Source organism: Pedobacter sp. SYP-B3415 (assembly GCF_004138205.1).
Taxonomy (GTDB): domain Bacteria; phylum Bacteroidota; class Bacteroidia; order Sphingobacteriales; family Sphingobacteriaceae; genus Pedobacter.
The window spans coordinates 41,211-62,169 of the sequence record NZ_RXNQ01000010.1; the positions used below are offsets into that span (position 1 = coordinate 41,211).

Annotated in this window: 22 protein-coding genes; 7 read left to right on the forward strand and 15 right to left on the reverse strand. The window is 49.0% G+C overall.

All coding sequences use genetic code 11. The annotated features are described in order from the left end of the window. Positions 1-12: 12 nt before the first annotated feature. The 3 genes from EJV45_RS05855 to EJV45_RS05865 form a co-directional block, all read right to left on the reverse strand. Complete coding sequence (locus EJV45_RS05855; RefSeq protein ID WP_129714733.1) at positions 13-1,434, reverse strand: NAD(P)/FAD-dependent oxidoreductase; 1,422 nt, start codon at positions 1,432-1,434, stop codon at positions 13-15. Positions 1,435-1,643: 209 nt separating this feature from the next. Further along, on the reverse strand, positions 1,644-3,494 hold the full coding sequence (locus EJV45_RS05860; RefSeq protein ID WP_129714734.1) for a glycoside hydrolase family 2 protein: 1,851 nt from the start codon (positions 3,492-3,494) through the stop codon (positions 1,644-1,646). Between the two features lie 93 nt (positions 3,495-3,587). Beyond that, entirely contained in the window at positions 3,588-3,941 is a 354-nt protein-coding gene (locus tag EJV45_RS05865) for a helix-turn-helix domain-containing protein (RefSeq protein ID WP_129714735.1), read from the reverse strand. A 147-nt stretch (positions 3,942-4,088) separates the two neighbouring features. Here EJV45_RS05865 and EJV45_RS05870 point away from each other — a divergent pair, with 147 nt between their 5' ends. The 6 genes from EJV45_RS05870 (at position 4,089) to EJV45_RS05895 (ending at position 9,901) form a co-directional block, all read left to right on the forward strand. Next, positions 4,089-4,964, forward strand: coding sequence for an NAD(P)-dependent oxidoreductase (locus tag EJV45_RS05870; RefSeq protein ID WP_129714736.1), 876 nt, complete (start codon positions 4,089-4,091; stop codon positions 4,962-4,964). A gap of 119 nt (positions 4,965-5,083) precedes the next feature. After that, positions 5,084-5,644 carry a GNAT family N-acetyltransferase gene (locus EJV45_RS05875; protein ID WP_129714737.1) on the forward strand — a complete coding sequence of 187 codons (561 nt, stop codon included), beginning with the start codon at positions 5,084-5,086 and terminating at the stop codon, positions 5,642-5,644. A gap of 366 nt (positions 5,645-6,010) precedes the next feature. Further along, the gene (locus EJV45_RS05880; protein ID WP_129714738.1) at positions 6,011-6,361 is read left to right on the forward strand and encodes a hypothetical protein; all 351 of its coding nucleotides are present in this window, start codon (positions 6,011-6,013) and stop codon (positions 6,359-6,361) included. A 203-nt stretch (positions 6,362-6,564) separates the two neighbouring features. After that, positions 6,565-7,818, forward strand: coding sequence for an exo-beta-N-acetylmuramidase NamZ domain-containing protein (locus tag EJV45_RS05885; RefSeq protein ID WP_205942331.1), 1,254 nt, complete (start codon positions 6,565-6,567; stop codon positions 7,816-7,818). 299 nt (positions 7,819-8,117) lie between these two features. Further along, positions 8,118-9,209, forward strand: a complete 1,092-nt coding sequence (locus tag EJV45_RS05890; RefSeq protein WP_129714739.1) for a hypothetical protein — start codon at positions 8,118-8,120, stop codon at positions 9,207-9,209. Positions 9,210-9,232: 23 nt separating this feature from the next. After that, a complete protein-coding gene (locus tag EJV45_RS05895; RefSeq protein WP_129714740.1) occupies positions 9,233-9,901 on the forward strand; it encodes a head GIN domain-containing protein in 669 nt (222 codons plus the stop codon). Positions 9,902-9,997: 96 nt separating this feature from the next. Here EJV45_RS05895 and EJV45_RS05900 read toward each other — a convergent pair whose 3' ends face one another. Beyond that, entirely contained in the window at positions 9,998-10,744 is a 747-nt protein-coding gene (locus EJV45_RS05900; protein ID WP_129714741.1) for a LiaF domain-containing protein, read from the reverse strand. A 322-nt stretch (positions 10,745-11,066) separates the two neighbouring features. On the opposite strand from EJV45_RS05900, the gene EJV45_RS05905 reads away from it, so the two are divergent. Continuing rightward, entirely contained in the window at positions 11,067-11,312 is a 246-nt protein-coding gene (locus tag EJV45_RS05905) for a hypothetical protein (protein WP_129714742.1), read from the forward strand. Between the two features lie 180 nt (positions 11,313-11,492). Here EJV45_RS05905 and EJV45_RS05910 read toward each other — a convergent pair whose 3' ends face one another. From EJV45_RS05910 to EJV45_RS05955, 11 genes are all read right to left on the reverse strand, one after another. Then, positions 11,493-12,020 (reverse strand): GNAT family N-acetyltransferase, encoded by a 528-nt coding sequence (locus EJV45_RS05910; protein ID WP_129714743.1) that lies wholly within the window; start codon positions 12,018-12,020, stop codon positions 11,493-11,495. Positions 12,021-12,115: 95 nt separating this feature from the next. Next, a complete protein-coding gene (locus EJV45_RS05915) occupies positions 12,116-14,566 on the reverse strand; it encodes a glycoside hydrolase N-terminal domain-containing protein (RefSeq protein ID WP_129714744.1) in 2,451 nt (816 codons plus the stop codon). Between the two features lie 139 nt (positions 14,567-14,705). Next, the gene (locus tag EJV45_RS05920) at positions 14,706-14,957 is read right to left on the reverse strand and encodes a hypothetical protein (protein ID WP_129714745.1); all 252 of its coding nucleotides are present in this window, start codon (positions 14,955-14,957) and stop codon (positions 14,706-14,708) included. Between the two features lies 1 nt (position 14,958). Continuing rightward, on the reverse strand, positions 14,959-15,135 hold the full coding sequence (locus tag EJV45_RS19460) for a DUF6496 domain-containing protein (RefSeq protein ID WP_165304998.1): 177 nt from the start codon (positions 15,133-15,135) through the stop codon (positions 14,959-14,961). Between the two features lie 46 nt (positions 15,136-15,181). Further along, complete coding sequence (locus EJV45_RS05925; RefSeq protein WP_129714746.1) at positions 15,182-15,463, reverse strand: hypothetical protein; 282 nt, start codon at positions 15,461-15,463, stop codon at positions 15,182-15,184. Between the two features lie 2 nt (positions 15,464-15,465). Then, positions 15,466-15,675 (reverse strand): entericidin, encoded by a 210-nt coding sequence (locus tag EJV45_RS05930; protein ID WP_129714747.1) that lies wholly within the window; start codon positions 15,673-15,675, stop codon positions 15,466-15,468. 217 nt (positions 15,676-15,892) lie between these two features. Further along, on the reverse strand, positions 15,893-16,132 hold the full coding sequence (locus EJV45_RS05935) for a hypothetical protein (RefSeq protein WP_129714748.1): 240 nt from the start codon (positions 16,130-16,132) through the stop codon (positions 15,893-15,895). Positions 16,133-16,143: 11 nt separating this feature from the next. Beyond that, complete coding sequence (locus tag EJV45_RS05940; protein WP_129714749.1) at positions 16,144-16,932, reverse strand: mechanosensitive ion channel family protein; 789 nt, start codon at positions 16,930-16,932, stop codon at positions 16,144-16,146. Between the two features lie 98 nt (positions 16,933-17,030). Next, entirely contained in the window at positions 17,031-18,497 is a 1,467-nt protein-coding gene (locus EJV45_RS05945) for an alpha-N-arabinofuranosidase (protein WP_240755209.1), read from the reverse strand. Positions 18,498-18,673: 176 nt separating this feature from the next. Further along, the gene (locus EJV45_RS05950; protein ID WP_129714751.1) at positions 18,674-19,282 is read right to left on the reverse strand and encodes a hypothetical protein; all 609 of its coding nucleotides are present in this window, start codon (positions 19,280-19,282) and stop codon (positions 18,674-18,676) included. A gap of 92 nt (positions 19,283-19,374) precedes the next feature. Then, the gene (locus EJV45_RS05955; RefSeq protein WP_129714752.1) at positions 19,375-19,968 is read right to left on the reverse strand and encodes a GIN domain-containing protein; all 594 of its coding nucleotides are present in this window, start codon (positions 19,966-19,968) and stop codon (positions 19,375-19,377) included. Positions 19,969-20,959: the final 991 nt, after the last annotated feature.

Below are 20,959 nucleotides of genomic sequence, written 5' to 3' on the forward strand. Positions count from 1 at the left end.
GGTTTATACTGATTAAAACAAGTCTTTTAAAGCGGTTTGCGCAGCATGGTAACCACACATTCCATGAACGCCTCCGCCGGGCGGAGTGGCTGAGGAACAAATATAGAGACCTTTGGCAGATGTACGGTACGGATTCAGCCTGGGAACCGGCCGTGTAAACAACTGGAAGATGTCCTGCACACCGCAATTAATGTCACCGCCCACGTAATTCGGATTATAAGCCTGCATCTGCAAAGCGTTCAGTGTATGCCGCCCGTTGATTATCTTCTTAAAGCCCGGAGCAAATCTTTCCACCTGATTCTCTATGGCAGTGGTCTGGTCTGCGGCAGAACCCTGAGGTACGTGACAATAAGCCCAGGCGGTATGTTTTCCTGCCGGCGCACGCGATGGATCAAAAATGCTTGGCTGGGCAAGCAGCACAAAGGGGCGGGCTGGCATGCGGCCCGCAGCTGTTTCCTTTTCAGCCAAAGCAATCTCAGCCAGCGTACCGCCAAGATGCACCGTTCCCGCCCTGCGGCTTTCTGCACTTGAAAAAGGAATCGGCTGGTCTAGTGCCCAGTCAATCTTAAAAACGCCCATCCCATAACGGTACCTGCCCAGTTGATGCCTGTATGCGGGCGACAAGGCCGCGCCTGCAATGCTGAGCAGTTGTTTCGGACTTACATCTAGCAACACCGCCCGGGAAGAAGGAAGCTCATCAATCGCCTTGACAAAAGTACCGCAGCTAAGCTCGCCCCCGAGCGCTACGAAATACGCCGTCAGGGCACTGGCTATAGCTTGCGAGCCACCCAAAGGAATTGGCCAGCCCTGCGCATGACCCGCCGCCAGAAGCACGAGCGCAATGGCAGAGGTGCCAAGGTTAGTGAACGGTTGCATGGCGTGTGCAGCCATGCCGGCCCAGAGTGCTTTGGCCGCCGTACCCCGAAATCTTCGTGCTGTGTAAGCAGCTCCCGGCAAACCTTTTATTCCAAAACGCGCCAGGGACAAAGGGCGTGACGGGAAGCGCAGCGGGCCAAGGAGATCGTTTTTAAGATCTGACCAGTCGCGGACAACAGAGCTGACAAGGTTTGTATAACCTTTACTGTCCGTCCCCAGATTTTCTGCTGTTGATTCTATACTGGTGAATAAAAGTCCTGCCGTGCCGTCGTCAAGCGGATGCGCCGCCTGAACTTCCGGCTGCACGAACCGCAGCCCGTAATCTGCCAGCGGCAAACCTGAAAAAAACGGTGATGCAAGTGCCATCGGGTGTACTGCTGAACATATGTCGTGCATGTAACCGGGATGTGTCAACGCGGCTGTCCGCATTCCTCCCCCCGGCGTGTCACGTCCCTCTACCAGCAGAACCGATAAGCCGTGCTGCTGCAGGCGGATTGCCGCCGCAAGCCCGTTCGGTCCGGAACCCACCACAACTGCATCATAAAAATCTTTCGTCAAAACCGGCTTTTAAAGTTGATCCCTCTAAGTTACAATGATACTGGCATCAAAATAGTCAATCTGAGCATAAAGGGCCTTTTGATGGCAGAACTAGGTTAAGCAGCCGCCGCTTTCAGCTGATTTACTTGCGGAACTGCTATCGGGAAGAGGGTTAAACCGGCGGCCGCCCCCTCTTCCTTCGGCAGAAGCTCTGTCGTTAAATGTCAACTCTATTCTACAAGCGATGCGTCATAAAACCGCAGGTGCAGTCCGCGCAGCTTGTCGACAGGGAATTTCATAATTTTACGATCGTAGGTCATATAGCCGTTAACTTCCCCTTCAACATCGGTGGTCTGTGTATATACGGCAGCCGACAGGCCCAATGGAATAAGTTCCAGTAATCTGGCCGAAAATTTCTCATAACGGGCAAACAGATCATCTCCGTTCTTAAAATTCTGATAACCCCAATTGCGTTTTCCCGCGTCCCATAAGTGCCCCTCAATTGGCCAGCCTAGTCCGCCAAACTCGCCGAGTACAAGAATAGTCGAGTTTCCGAAGAGGTCGGGCCGCGGCATGGCAGGGTGCGGATAATTGTGCAGGTCGGTCATGTGCCCGGTCGGTTCGAAATTCCCGCCGCTGGCGCTGTTGACAAGGCGCGAGGGATCTTTTTTCATCGTCCATTCGGTGATCTCGCGCGTTTTGAACTGGCCCCAGGCTTCATTGAATGGTGTCCAGACAACAATACTCGGGTAATTATGTAAAACGTTCATGATACGCTCCCATTCCTGGCGGTAATATCCCTCAGATTCGGGACTTCGTTTTTTATCTGTACCCTTGTCAAGAATACCCGGGCGTTGCTCCCAGCCGTTACCGAGATCTCCGCTGGGCATATCCTGCCATAACAACATGCCCTTGCGATCACAGTACGTGTAATAACGGGCTGGCTCCACTTTAATGTGTTTACGAATCATGTTGCAGCCCATTTCATGCAACTTGTCGATATCATAAATCATAGCCGCTTCTGTGGGCGGCGTGTATAAGCCGTCCGGCCACCAACCCTGATCAAGCGGACCATATTGAAACAAAAATTTATTGTTCAGATACATACGCTGAATACCCTTACTGTCTTTTACCATCGAAATCTTACGCATGGCAAAATAACTCGTTACCTGATCTATCACTTTGTTGTTTCTGACCAGGCTGATCTGCAAGTCGTACAGAAATGGATTTTGAGGCGACCAGAGTTTTTGATCCTTTAAAGTAATCGAGGCGGTTTCAGAGGCCGGAAATTGCTGCTCGCTCACCTTGGTCTTGCCGTCATAGACAACCACCTTTAGCAGATCGCCGGGGCTGGCCTGCGCAACGCTGGCACTGATCTGCAGTTGCTTCGCATCTATATCTGGTGTCTGGCGGGTAGCGGCAATATAACTTTTCGGTACAGCTTCCAGCCAGACGGTTTGCCAGATGCCGGTAACCGGCGTGTACCAGATGCCTTCAGGCTTTTTGACCTGTTTGCCGCGCGGCTGCGGACCATCGTCGGTAGGATCCCAGACTTTAACTTTTATCTCCTGTGATGCACCTTTTTTCAGCAGCGCTGTGATATTAAAGCTGAACGGATCAAAGCCGCCTTCATGCGTGCCGGCCGGTTGTCCGTTCACGAATACTTCAGCACGCCAGTCGACGGCACCAAAGTGTAACAACACGTCTTTTCCCCGCATAGATGCTGGTATGCTGATCGTGTTTTTATACCACAGAACACTGTCCTTACCAACCGTCCGGCCAACGCCCGAAAGCGCAGATTCGACGGCAAAGGGCACCAATATCTCTCCTTCGTAGCGGGCCGGTTCGGCCTGGCCTTTCGGCGTGATGGCGTATGACCAGATACCATTCAGATTTTTCCAGTTGTTGGTTCGTGTCATTTGCGGCCGCGGATATTCGGGCAATGGGGCTTTCGGGTCCACTTTTTCTGCCCATGGACTGACTATCCGGTTTTTGGCGAGCGCCCATTTGGTTTGTGTAAATCCGGGCAGGGCTGTCAGGAGCAGCATGGCTGTCACGAGCAGCCTGTTTATTTTATTCATGTGGGGTAAAACGATTTTGGTTTCCCTAAGATAGGTTAATATCTGACAAGGAAAACCAATGCAACCGAAACTTTGCAAACGGCTGCGGCCCGCCTATACCAACTCTGTAACTCCGGCGAGATACAGGTGCCGGTTGGCTTCACCCCACTCATTCATCGCCTCCAATACCTGAAGTATGGACACCCCGAGTTCGCTGAGCCGGTACTCTACTTTTTGTGGAAGAACAGGATATACCCTCTTTTGCACGATTCCATGCTCCTCCAGCTCCTTTAGCTGCAGTTGTATTACACGGCGGCTTGCAAGTCCTATCTCCCGCTGCAGTGCACCCGGTCTGTGCACCCCCCTGCTGATCGCATCGATGATACAGGGTTTCCATTTACTGCCGATTACCCGGGCGGTCACCTTGATTCCGCATTCCAGGTGCTCGGGAGTTTTTCGTTCATACATATCCAAATCCTTTCTTGTGCTAAAATACCTCCCCGGCAACCAAATGTCAATTATAGAGATAGAGATAATTTTTTCCCTATTGAATCGGTTTTCCCTAATTGTACGTCTTTTCAGGATTCCACAAATTGCGTCTTTAACCGAAAAACAATGAAACAGGGAACACGAAATATCAGAATAGCCATATTAGGACTCGGCGCGATGGGTACGGCGCTCGCTCAAACACTTCTTAACAAGGGAATAACACCTCTAGTATGGAACCGTTCTGAGGAAAAAACGCGCAACTTATCTCTGCAAGGCGCCGTTGCCTGCAAAACCAGCACGGAAGCAATAGTTAGTGCAGATCTGATCGTTCTTTGTCTGCTTGATAACGGGATCGTGCGGCACCTACTGGAACCGGATAAATTGCAGCTTGAAGGTAAGATCCTGATCAACCTGACAAACGGAACACCCGGGCAGGCAAATGATCTTGCTGCCTGGGCTGAATCAGCACGTTGCAGGTATATTGATGGCGGAATTATGGCCATACCGCCAATGATCGGCAGCGCTGATGCCCTGATCATTTACAGCGGTAATGAAGAAGGATTTAATATTGCAGCGCCATTTTTAAATCTCTTTGCCACAAGCAGGTTCCTTGGCAATGATCCCGGCCTGGCCGCTTTGAATGATTTAGCGCTGCTGAGCTGCATGTATGGCCTGATGGGTGGATTTATCCACGCCGCAGCGCTATTAAAACAAGCCGAGCTCCCCGCCCGGTCATTCGTTCCGTTGGCCACATCATGTGTCAGCGGCATGTTGCCGGCATTGGAACAGCTGGCAGAGCAGATCGATACACGCACATACGAGAAAGACGTGGTATCAAATCTTCAGATGCAGGCAGTTGGCTATCGCAACTTACTCGACACAACAGAAGCATTGGCTGTCAATCCGGCCCTGGTGGCGCCCATGCACAAGCTGATGCTCGGGGCGATTGCTAAGGGCTTTGACAGGGCAGACCTGTCGGCAATCATTGAAGTAATAGCCTGAACGCTGTCAATAATAACTGCGCCGATTGCCTCAGATCATTTACCAATAAATGGAGGCGAGCCTGTAAAGACAGATCAGGTGTCGTAACTTTGCCCGGCGATCACATTCGCATTCAGAACATGTCAGCATTCCAGCCTGCACTTAACCTGCAGCTACCACTTCAAAATGAATTGGTCGCGTTGAAGCCGCTTCAGGAAGAAGATTTTGAAGCTTTATACCGCGTAGCTTCAGACCCGTTAATCTGGGAGCAGCATCCAAACAAGAACAGGTATCAGAAAGAGATTTTTCGCAATTTTTTCAACGGAGCAATGGAATCTGGCGGCGCCTATCTGATCCTGGACAGGCAAACAAACGAAATAGCAGGCAGCACCAGAATGTACGATCTGGATACTGAGCAGGCTAAGATCTGTATCGGCTACACGTTCCTGGCGCGGAAATTCTGGGGCAAGGGACATAACTCAGCCGCCAAAGCTCTGCTGCTCAGCCACGCATTTGGGTATGTTGCTGAAGTTCACTTTCATGTTGGGGCCGAAAACCTGCGCTCGCAAATCGCAATCAGCCGTATCGGTGCGAAAAAAATCGCTGAAATGGAAGTGGCTTACTACGGCGAACCGAGCAGATTAAACTTTATCTACCGCATACGCAGGGACGAGTGGCAACAGCGCAATGAGAAAATGTAAGCAATCGTATACGCGGGCCTTTTTCACTGTTACCGCTTAAGATTCGGGAAGTTTTTTCCCAACTTCTACACACTTGTGGAAAATCATTCCGCTTATTGAACGATACGTTCAGGAGAGTATTTTTTCACGAAATAAACAATCACCTGTTAATCAAACGTTTACAAAACAAAAAGTTTTCACCTATCCTTTGGCTGTTTCTTTGCAAATAGTTCTGTACTGACGGCCTGGATGAGGCCACAGTAACAATAGGGATGATTGTCCTCGTTATTTATCAATAACGAGGATTTTTTTTTGTTCGACTTTTTTTCATTCCCGGGTTTCAGAAATGTGAAACGTATAATATCTTCGCAAAGCCAACAAACCTTCATGACGCATCCGTATAAACAGCAGCTTTTGCTTAACCTGAAAACTTTTTTTAGCGACAAATCCTGGCGCATTACCCCCGATTTTGAGAACGGACGTGAGGAGATCATTATCATCGTTCATCGGCCGGAAGACATCGGTTATCTGCATAGCCACCTATACGAGATTTTAGCGGCTTTGCCGGATATCAACCTCCCCAGCGAACGGACGATCATTGGTTTCTGCCTGCCGGATGGCTCCGGCTACCGCTCACATCTGATTAACCCGAGCAAACAGGATGAAATAAACCTTGCACTGATTGGCTACAGGCCTGAACGCAAACCGCGAACCGTTCTTTTCGAAAATCTGACCTGATCCCGAACACCCGATAGATAAGGTTATACGAGGTATTAACTATCCTGAGTCCTTTCATCTGTCCATCAGGAGCCATGCGCTTCCTTGCGGGTTTTTGCGGCTATATGAGTGATTTTGAGTTTTTGATTTCCAAAGCTGATTCGTTTTATTAATTTAACGCAAAAATTGGATCAATATCTATTGCATCATTTAAACTTATTATTATGACCATGTTCGTACGCTCCTCCATTGTCATCGGCGCTTTTTTGTTGTCGCGCTTTGCCTGCGCTGACACGCAGCCTCGGACCCATGCTCAAGGGCAGATAACAGCAGAAACGCCCGCTCCCGCGTCGAAGATAATTACCGGAGCCGATCAGGTTCCCGCTTACCTCCCACTGCTTAAGGGCAAACGGGTCGGGATGCTCGTTAATCAGACTTCAGTAATTGGCAAAAAACTAAGTGTAGACAGCCTTCGAAGTCATGGTATTGATATAAAGGCGATTTTCGGACCTGAGCATGGCTTCCGTGCAAACGCGAGCAACGGGGCGGTGGTAAAGGATGAGATCGACAAAGAAACCGGAATACCAATCATTTCGCTGTATGGAGCAAAACGCAAGCCTTCAAAGGCAGACATGGCCGGCCTCGATATCATGGTGTTTGATATCGCCGACGTTGGCTGCCGGTTCTATACCAATATCAATACGCTTGCCGATGTTATGGAAGCCTGCGCCGAAAATAACAAGGAATTAATCATTCTCGACCGGCCGAACCCAAATGCGTATGTAGACGGACCAATCCTGGATATGCGTTTTAAATCCGGTATCGGGAAATTTCCGATTCCTGCTACTCATGGTATGACCATAGGCGAATTTGCACAAATGATAAACGGCGAGGGCTGGCTACCAAACAAACTAAAATGCAAGATAAATGTGATCAAGGTGAAAAACTACGACCACAGCATGTACTATGAAATGCCTGTAAAACCGTCGCCGAACCTGAATACCCAGGCTTCGGTCATACTCTACCCTACTTTATGTTTGTTTGAAGGAACAATCATCAGCCAGGGACGCGGCACCTATATGCCGTTTACCGTACTCGGCGCACCGGCACTTAAGGGCAAATACGACTTCAACTTCAAGCCCGTAAGTATTAAAGGCATGTCTGAAAGTCCGCTGCATCAGGATGCAACTTGTTACGGCCTGGACCTGAGAAATACCGATCTTAAAAAATTTCATGCTGCCAAAAAAATTAACCTTAAATGGATGATCGAGTTATATAATGCCTATCCTGATAAAAGTAAATTTTTTGATTCATCGCAAAGTAAAGCTATGGGCCGCATTGAGCGGTTGATCGGCAATGATGTTTTTGTAAAACAACTTGCCCAGGGTATGAGTGAGGAAGAGATCAGGAAAACATGGGAACCCGGGTTAACTACCTATAAAAAAATGCGTAAACAGTATACGCTGTATGCAGACTGATCCCTGGATGCGTAGCGTCAAACTTATAAAAACCTGCATATCCATATGCGGGTTTTTCTTTTACCAGTCTTCCGGTCCCGGCAAGAATAGCGGGCAAACCCATTATCCGCGTAGGCCGCCCGCCGGAGGTTGATACGACCTTCTTATGAGCAAATCATGACTGGAGTCTATTGGTGAATTAGCAAACCCGGCGGCCCACCAGTCAATGACTGAGACAAACCGCAGGCGAGCGCAAAAAAAAATCCACGCTGACGTAGGGGTGAAAGGCTGGACTCGTGTATCATACTAAAAGACACGAAATGAATTGCACGAAGGCCTGCCCTAAAGCTCTGTTATATCTGATACTGCCCGCCATACTGGTTTGTTCGCTGAAGGCTGTTGGCCAGACGAACGGAAAAATAAATATAGGGCTTGTATATCCGCTCAGCACCGGCGGGCAAAGTTCCGTGCGCGACACAAATATCCTGTCTGTTCATGTTCTTGTTGGTGTTTCTGCTGCAGAACGTGGTCTGGCTTTCGCCGGCCTGAGTAATGTATCGCGGCATGAGTCTGCTGGGATCCGCTTTGCGAGTCTTTCCAACCATAGCGGGGGCCGGACCTCCGGTTTGCAATTTGCAGGCCTCGTCAACACATCGGGGGCGGCAAAAGGAATTTCTTTTGCCGGTTTGGCTAACCTCTCAAAAAATCTGGAAGGCATGCAATTCGCCGGCTTATTCAACAAAGCCCTTGCAAGCCGCGGCATGCAGGTTGCAGGCTTTGCAAACCTTGCTAAAGATATGCGGGGTGTACAGCTGGCCAGTTTCGCAAATATTGCCGGGAACGTAGACGGCTTTCAGATGGCAGCCTTCCTCAACGTAGCGCACAGGGTAAACGGTGTGCAGCTTTCGGGTTTTATAAACATTGCAACACACAGCGATTATCCGCTTGGCCTGATTAACCTGATAAAGGATGGCCAAAAGTCGGTTGGTGCCTCGATAGATGAGACTGAAACGATCATGCTCAATTTCAAATCAGGCGGCCGTGTCCTGTACGGAATTCTTGGTGTGGGGTACAACCTCAAAAACGCTGAAGAAACTTATGCTTTCGAAGGTGGTTTCGGCGCACACCTGTTAAGCAGCAGGGAGTTCCGTCTGGATCTCGAAGCTACCGCTCAAAGCCTTGAAAATTTCCGAAGCGGAAACTATCTCCGAAGCGCCGTCAAAGTGCTGCCCGCGTTCCAGACAGGTCCGGTTGCTATCTTCGGCGGCCCAACGTTCAACTACCTCACAACAAACACCACAGAGGGCAAAGAACTGTTCCGCCATCACCTGCATACCTGGAATGGCAACAATGCCCGGAATTTTCAGGCCTTGTACGTCGGCTATACTGCAGGCCTCCAGGTACAATTTTAACTGTAAACAATAAAAACACATATATGAAACACAAAACTTTACATTTTCTCATCCCGGCCATCGCTGCCATCGTACCAATGTTAACAGGCTGCCAGAAATTTATGCTTACACCAGATGGAAATCAGAAAACTGAAATACGCAGCGTTCAGTCCTTTACCGGCATAGAAAGCAATGGCGCTTCGCCGGTTTATGTAACTTACGGCGAGGAGCTGAAAGTAGAGGTCAGGGGATCTGCAAATTTGCTTAAGCACTTCCAGAGCCGCGTAGCCGGCAGGCAGCTCGTGCTTGGGTTTGAAGGCGTCAGTTTGCAGCGCAGTGACGTATCAGTTTATGTCACGATGCCTGAGATGGAGCGCGCAGCCCTAAGCGGAAGCGGTACCATGGAGATAGAGGGCAGCTTTCCCGCGAAGGAGCAATTTAAAGCAGAAATAAGCGGCTCTGGCGAGATTCGGCTCAATGGCGATATGAAGACTAAATCGCTTGTCGTGGATCTTTCTGGTTCAGGGGCAGCCTATCTGGAAAACCTCGACAGTGAAAAAGCTGAAGTTCAGATATCCGGAAGCGGAAGCCTGCACTGCCGGATCAGCGATTTGCTTAAAGCCCGTATCAGCGGCAGCGGAGATGTCTACTACTACGGAAATCCTACAGTTGACAGCCGGATTTCCGGATCTGGAAAAACCCGGAAAATGTGATAACAGTGTCAGCAGCAGTTGCTGTCGTGTCAACAAAAAAGCTTCCTGATACGGGAAGCTTTTTATTTATATGGAAGGCGTTGCCACCTGTTATTTTCAAACTGTTCGGCTGATAATCTCGATGCCACCGCAGAAAGCCACACCCCTCAACACAAGTATGCGGGCTTCAGGATCAGATTTCGGAGAGCTTCCCCTGTTATCAGATACCCCGCCGAATACAGATGTAATCTCAGATTGTATTTCCCAGTGCGCCGGGACAATCAATTTGACGCCGCCAAAAAAGGTCAGCATATCTAATACAGCTGTTTTTTCAAAACCGGCATGGCTGAGATCAAGTTCGCCCCCGCCAAAGGCAGCAGTTACATTTCCGCCCTGAAAATGTTTGTTGTAAACCTGCTGACGGCGGCTGGTAAAAATATAATTGATATCAAATGTTTTAGCGTCTGTTTTATAGACATGTTCAGCCATAGGTTGCGTATACTCCCGAGACGGCCTGTTCTTTTTTCCATATGGTCTGTAGTTTGATGGCTTGAAAATGCTATACAGCCCAAGGAAGATGAGCACCACGGCAAACAGGTACTTTGAAAAATCATATCCGTGCCCCAGCGCATGATTGATACTGAATATCAACCCCAGGCCAACAGGAACCAGCCAGCCGCCATAACGAAACCCGGACTTATATCCTGCAAATAGACCAACAAGCAGAACAATGCTCGGCCAGCTGAAAATCCATGCTGGCATAAAGTCCATGCCGCGCATTAAAAAAACCAAGCCTACTGCGATCAGAATGATGCCGCCAACGGCTTTGCTTGCATTTTGGTTGTGTTTTATCGGAGTGTCCATGTTCGTATTTTTTATCAAAACTAGTCTGTAAACAAGCGTTGGCAAACACAGACGGCCGGATCAACGGGTTCCCGCCGGTGAACAGCAGATTTATTCCGGTGAAAAAGTTGACTCTTTTTTTGCCGCCTAAATGATCCGCAAAAATGCCGGCGAATGACGAAGCGGCGCCATAAAAGAACCATCTCGGAAGTGTTCCCTGATGGTTTTAATCGCGTTTTAATATATTCTCAAACAGAATAAAGAATGTTATAAATTTTTATTTAAATCCAGTTTTTGTATCTGTTTATTCTATCTTTGCAAAAAGTTAAACAAAAATTGATTGATGGCAAAACAGGAAAAGTTTTCGGTAGTTTACGAAGGCCAGGTCCACGTTATTGATAGCTACTTGATTAACAATGAATTAATTTACAAGGTTCACTTTCCTTACAAACGCCAACCCTTACTTATTGTGCGATCAGTAGATCCTGGTACCGGCCGGGCCTGGTCAGCTCTGCAAGATAATCGTGAGGAAGAGGTTGAACGTTTCGGCAAACTTATAGACGAGCAGATCGAAGGCCAGGACAGCTAGGCAACGCTATTTGATCATGCAGCTGCGACACCTATTCATTTTAAGCTGCTTTGTAAGCTACACACATAACAAAAACCCGGCGGTAGCATTTCCATATCCGCCATTTCATTCACGTTCTTAAATCCTTTATAATCCTGTGTGTGACATAAGGGTCAGGCAAAACTGCCCGCAGTCCGCAAACTAATATATCATATTCCTGTATACCAGGCTGGTCGCCTGACCGGGCGTCTCCTCTAACCTTCCGGCGAGGATAAGTCCTGCTTTTTCCAATACACGTATGGAGGCTGTATTGCCTGCTTGTACCACTGCCCAAACCTGCCTGATCTTCAACACGTATCTGGCATGCCGAAGCGCGTAGGTAGCCAGCTCTGTTGCATAACCCTTTCCCCAGACCTGTCTTGCAAACCGGTAGCTTAGATTAAGTTTTTGTTCCTGACCAATTGATTTATAGCTGATCCCTCCGAAGCCCACAATTCTTTCATCGTCGTCTCTGAGGCAAACCGTCCATACACCAAAGCCGTGTTCTTCCCAATGTTCTAAAAGACTGCGTAACCGCATGGCGGCGGTTTCAGGATCTTGAACAGGTCCGCGCGGATTGTGGATGTTTGTTTGCGGATCGCTGAATATGGCAAAGAAAGCATCAAAATCCTGCAAATTGGGCTGCCTTAACATGAGGCGCGTGGTGATGGAAGCCGTTGGTTGATTCATGAAATGTATTGCCTGCTTAAGACTGTTTTCTACCCGCTAAGTTAGAAAATCCCTGCCCGCTGGCGGCTTGCAAGAAAATTTCAGGCTGGCTATCGCTAGCGCATATGATAAATCGCCCTGGCGCGGGTATTAAAGACAAAACTGCCATCGCCATGCGGGCGCAGCCGGACGAGTTTACCATTATCGTCGCAGATATGCTTGCCCGCGGGCAGCTCTATATAACAGGGGTTGCCGGCAAGCGAAGTAATCGTCGCCATGCCGATCTTCCCCGAGTTCCAGTCGAAGCTGACTTCGAAACCGTTTCTCGCGCGTAAGCCGCTAACGGTTCCTTGTGTCCACTCGCGCGCAGATGGAAGGGCGGGCAATAAACGAATGATATTGTTTTTTCCATGGCTTTGCAGCAAAAGTTCGGCAATGCCGGCAGTGCCGCCGAAATTTCCGTCGATCTGAAAAGGCGGGTGTGCGCAGAACAGGTTAGCGTAGGTGCCTCCTCCCTCTCGCATCGATATTTTATCGCCCGCAACCGCTGGCCATAACAAAGTTCGGAAAACTTTCAGTGCATGGTCTCCGTCGCCCAGCCTCGCCCAAAAATTCATCTTCCACGCCCTAGACCAGCCGGTCCCTTCGTCTCCGCGTCTTAGCAGGGTCTTGCGCGCAGCAGCTGCGAGTTCAGGTGTGGCTGAAGGTGTAATCTCGTCAAAAGGATGTAAGCCGTAGAGATGTGATATGTGCCGATGGAGCGGGTCGTTTTCGTCATAATCCCGGAGCCACTCCTGTATTCCACCCGTCTTTTTACTGATTTGGTTGGGTGCCAGTTCTTTAAGTACCTTCTCCAGGGTATCGGCAAAGGCCCCATCGGTTTCCAGCAGCCGGGCGGCCGCTATGGTGTTTCCTAAAAGTTCGCGGCCAATCTGCATATCCATTGCGGGGCCCATCGTAGTCTGTCCCGTAAAACCGTCTGCTGTTCGGTAGGCGTTTTCGGGCGAATTAGATGGCGTAGTTACCAGCCAGCCAGTTTCCGGGTCGCGGATCAGGATATCGGTATAAAACAAGGCTGCACCCTTAAGTACAGGATAAATCCTCGACAATATATCCCGGCTGGGATTGTACAGATAATGCTGCCACAAATGCTGACAGAGCCATGCTCCGCCCGAAAGCGTTGATCCCCATGTAGCCTCTTCTCCGGGCGCAGTGAATTTCCAGGGGTTGCTCATCATATGCGCGACCCATCCGCTGCTATTATAATACGCAGCGGCTGTTTTTCTGCCAGGCTTCACCAACTGTTCCGTGAAACTGAGAAGCGGTTCGTGCAGCGTGCCAAGGTTCGTTACCTCGGCCGGCCAATAATTCATCTGCAGGTTAATATTCAGGTGATAATCCCCATTCCAGGGCGTTTGATATGAATCTGCCCAGACTCCCTGCAGATTGGCAGGGAGCTCCCCGGGCCGGGAACTCGAGATAAGCAGGTAGCGGCCAAAGTTAAAATACAGCACCGGCAGCATTACGTCCTGCTTACCGGCTGCAAAGCGTTTAAGCCTTTCGCCGGCAGACAACAAATCTGTGTTTTCTTTCTCCGGTAAAGTCAGTCTGAAACTGCAACGGTTGTAATATTGCTGATGCGCTGTGCGCTGTGCAGTTACCAGTTGCAGCCATGCTTTTGCTGAAGCGCTCGACAGCGTTTTTTGGACGGCAATCCTGGGGTCTGGTCCGCGGCTTTCAACATTTGGCCAGTTCAAGTCAGTTGCGCCGGCAAAAACGATGAGAACAGTTGTTGCTCCGTCTACATACTGGGTTTTGTCTTCGAGCCGGAGCCTGCCATCGGTTTGCATGATCTTCGCGGCACCAAAAAACCGGATCCCTTTGCTGCCATCGCCGCCAGGAAGCTGCCCGGCAAGCGACAAACCGTTTCTATCGCTACCCTGCACCGCATGTTCGTGTCGCTGCAGTTGGATACTTAGTGTAATAGCCTTCGGCCGACTGGCGCGTATCCTGATGGCTACAACCTCGTCCGCAGCGCTGACAATTGCTTCCTGTGTGTATCTGACGCCGGCGCGCGTCCAGCTCGTTGTTGACATTGCCGTATTCAGATCGAGTTTTCTCTCATAGTCTGAAACCGCAACAGCAGAATCTTTCCAGTTGATCAGCATCTCGGCAAAAAGCTGGTAACTTCCATATTTCACGTTCGCGCCGTTCCCCCTCCCCGAGCCCTTTCCCGCACTGGTAAATTCACGCTGCAAAAGCGCCTGTGCTTCGCGGTTTTTGCCCGCAATGAGCAGGTTTCTAATCTCGGGCAAATGCCTGTGCGCACCTTCGCGGTTTGCCTGGTCAATACCTCCCGACCACATTGAAATTTCATTCAGCACAATTCGCTCACGGCCTGTACCCCCAAAAATCATGACGCCGAGCCGGCCGTTACCCAGTGGCGCCGAGGCCGTAAAATGTCTTGCAGGTTCATCAAACCTGACAATCTGGTCTGCCTGCGCTGAACTTCGGCTGGCTACCAACACCAACACAGCGACCAGGAAAAAAGCAATTTTGTTTTGCATGGAAATAAAAGCTGATCAGCAAATTACAAATAATCAGCAGCGTTTCATCTCCTCATTCCAGGGATCGTATCGTGGAAACTGGCCCCAGGGCCTGGGAAAGTTTTAATAAATACACGCTTCGAAAAAAAAAGACCAGGAATTACTCCCGGTCTTTGTTAGCTTTATCGCGTGCTGCAGTCTCGTCAATATCGTCACGATCCCGCGAAAGGTTATTGTCTACCCGGTCTTCCAGGTGGGCAAAATAATCTTTGTCTTCTGACAAATCTTTTTCGTTGTCCAGCCGGGCACCGTCTTCAGCCTGCGTAGTACCCTGAATACTGTCAATTCCGGAATCTTCAGGAACTGGCTGGCTCCGGGCCGCCCCGTTTCGGTTATTCATACTGTCGCTCATACTATTTCTTCTTTTTTGGCACTTTCGCACCTTCTTTACGGGCTTCTGACAGGCCTATTGCAACGGCTTGTTTTTTTGACGTTACTTTTTTTCCGCTTCCGCTCTTCAATTTACCTTCTTTCATCTCGTGAATGGTCTCACCAACCTTTTCACCAGCTTTGTCTGAATATTTTGCCATAATCTGATTACTAAATTAACTGTGCCAGTTTGCTGCAAACCAACGTTTAACCGCGGGCTACGAACTTATGAAAGGTGCTGGGTTCGCCGTCTTTTTTCTTATCCTGATACAGGAAGTCGAGTTTGTTCTTGTCGAACTCTTCAAAAAAATCTTCCCAGCTTACCTTGCTGAACTGATCATCGTTATCACTGTGGTCTGGAAAATGGATGCGAAGTACGCCATCGCCCTTGCCGTTTCCTGTGCCTTTGATGATAGCGGGCACGCCGTCATGTTCTTCGACCCACGATTCGATCTCGTCGTGATTATGCGTTTGTTTTGATGTGCTCATATCTATGGCTGTGTAGTTGCGGCGGTGTCAATACGGCGGTTATCTGCACTGTCACGCTGAATGGTGTCTGTTGTCATCGTATCGGTCATGGTATTGTCCATGCTTGTTGTGTCTGATGATGTGGTGTCGCTGCCACTGCCATTTTTGTCAGAACTACAGCTGCTGAAGGAGATTGCCCCAAAAACGCAGGCTGCAAAAATTAACTTTTTCATAGATTTAAGGTTAAGTTGCCGGACATCCGGTAGAGTAAGAAGGTTTGCCGGCGAAAAAAGTTTTGAAAAAGTTAAATATGCCAAGCACAACACACTGTAATACAGGCATCAGCAGAATGCTTAACGCCAGCGCTGCAGGTTAATCGCCGCGTCTATAATATCGATCCTACACGCGCGAAACAACAATGCAGGCACTCCCGTCTACGGTAGACCGGGATCAGCTTTTACCGACCGGGGAGTCTGGACCAAGTTCCTCATCGCTGAAGGGACTACCGTCGCGCGCCAGATCAGGGTTGTAATCTGCATCGTTGCCTGCGATCTCATTCCGGCGCCGGCCATTGATGTCTTCTAGCGACGCGTCATCAGATTCCTCGTTCAGGTAGTTATGCGCCTTTTGCTCCTCAGCGTTGACATTGGAGGCTGCAGGGTTTTCAGGGATATTCTTTGAATTTTTCATTTTGAAAGTTTTTAGCCCATGCCGGGGAGTTTAAGTCCTGAGTTACGCAGATTTTCAACCAGCTGCTGCTGAAAGCGCAATTTTCCATCAACATATCCATGCGCGCTTAACCAGACATTCAGCATCACTTTGTACCCGTCAGGCTCAATGGCTGAAATACCTATGCGGGTCTGACTTTCATCAATAATATCGGCAGACTTCCGGGCCGTTTCTTCCATGATATTTTTAACGGCTTCAAAATCTATAGCATTCGTAAATTTAATTTCTATATCAAGCCGCCGCCTGCCTTCCCTGCTAATGTTGATAATCACCTCGTTGGAAAGTTTGCTGTTCGGAAAAACAACTACCCGGTTATCAAAAGTCGTAACGATGGTATAAAATATCTTGATTGCCTTAACCGTTCCTTCCTGCCCCTGGGCGATGATGTTGTCGCCAACAGAAAATGGTTTTAAAAAGAGGATAATAACACCGCTTGCAAAGTTTTGGAGCGTACCGGACAGCGCAAGACCAGCGGCAACACCCAGTGCACCAAGTATTGCGGCAAAAATCGTCATCTCGATCCCAATGATCTGCATGACCGCTATGACCAGCAGCACACGAAGCACCGTGACGCTCAAACTAAGCAGGAAAGGCTTCAGAGACGGATCAATGCTGCGCCGTTCCATACTTCCATGAAGCCAGCGTGAAAGCACTTTTATGAACCAGAGTCCGGCAAAAAGGACTCCCATACCCATCAGGAAAGCCGGCCCCCGGGCTACAAGCCAGGTCTGCACCTGCAGGATCAGTTTATTTACATCCATGCTCTGCTGAACAACCTTCTGAGGGCATTTGTTTAACGTTAAACAGCGCGATCAGAAAACAACTTGTAGCTCAGCCTGTTGCTGTTTAGCCTGAGCTTTTACCTGAAAGTAAGCATTACAACAGCGTGCGCCGGAACTTTAACCTCGTAGCCATTGCCTTTTTTAGCGACAGCATTAAATTCGCGGACTATCACGGTCTCGGGTTTTTCAAACGTGTTTACATCGGTAACGCTTTCAGACGACAATATTTTTCCCGCTGTGAAAGCACGGCTACCTGCCCCGAAATCGCTGGCAAGGATAATTTCCCGGCTAGGATCAAGATTCACAAGTGTAACATGTACCACCCCGTCTTTATCAACCGATGCCGAGGCATTCAATGAAGGGATGCTTTTTCCGTTCAGGCGATAGTCGGGAGCAGAAAGACGGACAGGCAACAATTTTCCATCGTGGTGATGTTTGAAAAGATCGAATACATGGTAGGTCGGCGTGAGAAGCATTTTTGCGCCCCGCGTAAGAATCAGTGACTGTAACACATTGACTGTTTGCGCCAGGTTTGCCATTTTTACCCGCTCCGCGTGATTGTTGAAAATATTGAGGGTGCTTGCCGCGATCAGGGCATCACGCATGCTGTTTTGCTGATACAGGAACCCCGGATTGGTCCCCGGTTCAACATCAGTCCAGATACCCCACTCGTCTACGACCAGCGCAACCTTCCGTTCGGGATCATAGCGGTCCATAATGGCTGAATGCTTTGTAACCAACTCCTCCATACGCAGACAGCGCTCCATTGTATTAAAATACTCCTCTTCAGAAAAGTTTGTGGCTGAACCTTTTTTATTCCAGTTACCCGTTGGTACAGTGTAATAGTGCAGGGACAATCCCCACATGCGCCTGCCTACGTTTTTCATCATTGTTTCAGTCCAGTTATAGTCGAAATCACTCGCACCGGCTGCAATTTTCTTAAGTTTAGCGTTGGGATAATCTTTGGCAAAGGTTGCGAAACGTCTGTACTGATCGCTGTAGAATTGAGCGGTCATGTTACCGCCACAGCCCCAGCTCTCGTTACCTACACCCCAAAAACTGACCTTATATGGCTCGGGATGACCGTTTTGTTTACGAAGATTAGCCATCGGACTCTGGCCATCGAAGTTGAGGTACTCCACCCACTTCGACATCTCTTCAGGCGTTCCGCTGCCTACGTTGCCTGATATATAAGGTTCGCAGTTCAGAAGTTTACAAAGCTCGAGGAATTCGTGCGTACCGAAACTGTTGTCTTCAACAACGCCGCCCCAGTTTGTATTGACCATTTTCGCGCGGTTTTTGGGTGTGCCGATTCCGTCGCGCCAATGGTATTCGTCTGCAAAACAGCCCCCGGGCCAGCGGAGGTTCGGAATCCTGATTTTTCTCAATGCGTTTACAATGTCCATCCTGATCCTTCCCTGACGCGGCACTGGCAGCTTCGGATCTATCCAAAAACCGTCGTAAATGCAGCGCCCCAAATGTTCAGCAAACTGCCCGTAAATATGACGGCTTATCACCGTGCCGGAACCCGATTCTACTTTCATTGTGGCTGCCGGCTGAGAAAATGCGGCGAGAGGAGCAAGCATACAAAGGCATGCAATTAAAGGTCTGATTTTCATGAGGGATATCTGGTCAGCTGGCTACATAGCCACTGCAACCAAGATAAACAATTTTAATTAAACGTCGCATACACGTTTAAATAACGATCGTACTGCTGTACTTACCTGATGATGCGGATTCCGTTAAGGTGCCCTTTGACAGAGCGGATGCGGCCTGCCAGGTCGGGACGTGTAAACCGATCGTAATAGCTAAAGGTCAAATTGCCTACCGCACGAAGTTTTCCACGGCTCTCTTCGCCCGAGAACTGATCAAAGTAAGAAAGTGCCAGGTGGCCTGCAGATTTCATTTTGCCGGCAAGTGCAGGTGTGTCAAATACGTCGTAATAATCAAACCGAACGGTACCGATAGATTTGACCCTGCCCTGTTTTTGTTGCGGGTCAAACCGGCCGTAGTAGGTAATCAGAAAACCGCCTGCTGACTTAAGTTTTCCTGCAAACTCGCCGTCAAAACGATCATAATACTCAAAAAAGATATCCGGACCGGCTGTTGTTAGCGGGGAACCATCAGTTGTATAGTCATCCTCTATATTTACATCAAGCTGTTTCCCGCTTGCATCAAGTTCGAAAAGCACCCGGTTGCCGGCAACCAGCAGTCCCTGCCACTGCGGGTTTTGTGCATTTAAGTTGAGGCGGACCGCACTAATTCGCTGAGCAGCAGCGACAAAGGCCACTAGGATCATCGTTAAGGTCAGAGCAAACTTGAGTTTCATTAGAAGTTGTTTCTACAAATATAATGTGACGCTGTAAGCAAAAAAGCCGGGATCTCTCCCGGCCGTTTCTAAAGCGTTATTTTATGATTGATCTATCGTGAGGCAATCTGCTCAGCGCCTTGCGGATTAACGCTTGATTGCCGGGAAGTGAAATTATCCATGGTCAGGCTGGATACTTTGCCCATTTGCAGGGAGTGCTCATCTGCAGAACCGCTCAGGGTAAGGTTTGATTGGTCTTGCAGCAGAGTATAGAGACCTTCAACTTTGGCACCGATCACCGCTTCTGCATTGTCTTTCAAAATGATTTGCAGGTATTTCAGATCGAGCGCTGAGCCGGTGCTTACCTTTACATCACCCGAAGCTTCGATGCGGTACAGGTCTTTGACCGATACGCGGACCTTCTGTGTTTCGCGGCCATCTGCGCTGATGCGGAGCACGTCGCCGCGCTGGGTTACCGATGCAGTTGGGTAATCGTTCAGCATCTGTACGCTTTCTGCGCCATCCTGAACCAGGATCAATTCTACATTGCCGCTGGCTACAACTTTTTTCACGCCTGATGGTGCCGATACGGTGCGAACTTTGGCGGCTTTTGCTTTTTTAGGATCAGCAGCGAAGGAGCTTGAAACGGTTCCTGAAAGAACGATAACTGAAAGAGCGATTGCGAAGGTTTTGATTGAGGTTTTCATGATCTTGTATTTTTAAGTGTCTTATTTTATTGTTGTTGTTTTGATATTAAGACGACAAGACCGGCGAAAGGTTGCACGCAAAAACGCTCCTTTATACCAGCAAGCGGGCTTTCTCGACCAACGCCGCTTTTGACAAGACGAAAGCGGTTAAAGTGGAAAGTAGAAAGTGAAAAGTTCAAAGCCTGGGCGCAGAGGCCCTCAATGAGACTAAAGAAAAAGACTGCGTCGAGCCACGAGCCATGAATAATGAGCCAGGACCTGGGCGCAGAACCCTCAATGAGACTAAAGAAAAAGGAGAAAAGACGAAAGACCACGGCGCCGAACCCCTCACTTTGCCAAGCTCCACCGAAGTCACTCCACGCCGGCATCCCGAAGTGCGTTTACGTAATTCCTTTCGTCCGGCATCGCAACGGCGAGGGAACTCCTGCGAAGAGGCAGGAGCGAAAGTTTGCGCAGAAAGACCAAGGAAAAAAGAAAAATGATGAAAGACCGCTAGCTGAATCACGAGCCATGAATCCATAAAGTATTAAGTTGCAGGTATTAAGTTGTAAGTCTTGGCGCCTAACCCTCAATACGCCATACTGGTCGAGGGTTTTGCATGTCTCAAGACTCATATCTCACATCTCAAATCTCAAGAATCCATTGCCTTCGTGACAGAGCGTTTCCCCCACGGGTCATTCAGAGCGTAGCGAAGAATCTGACTTGTGATCCCGAATCAGATCCTTCCGCCACTCCGCTCTGTCTGGATGACTTCATGAGGAGGCACGAGCCATGAATCCATAAAGTATTAAGTTGTAGGTATTAAGTTGTAAGTCTTGGCCCTTAACCCCTCAATACGCTCTAACCTGCTGAGGGGTTTTGCGTTGTCATGTCCTAAAAAAAGTAGACACTTTTATTGTTGTTGTTAGATCTGTTGGAATGTGGGAAACTCGGAGAGTTTTCCATATTTCAACAGTTTTCTTTTTTTGCTTCTTTTTTTCTTTTGAACTTG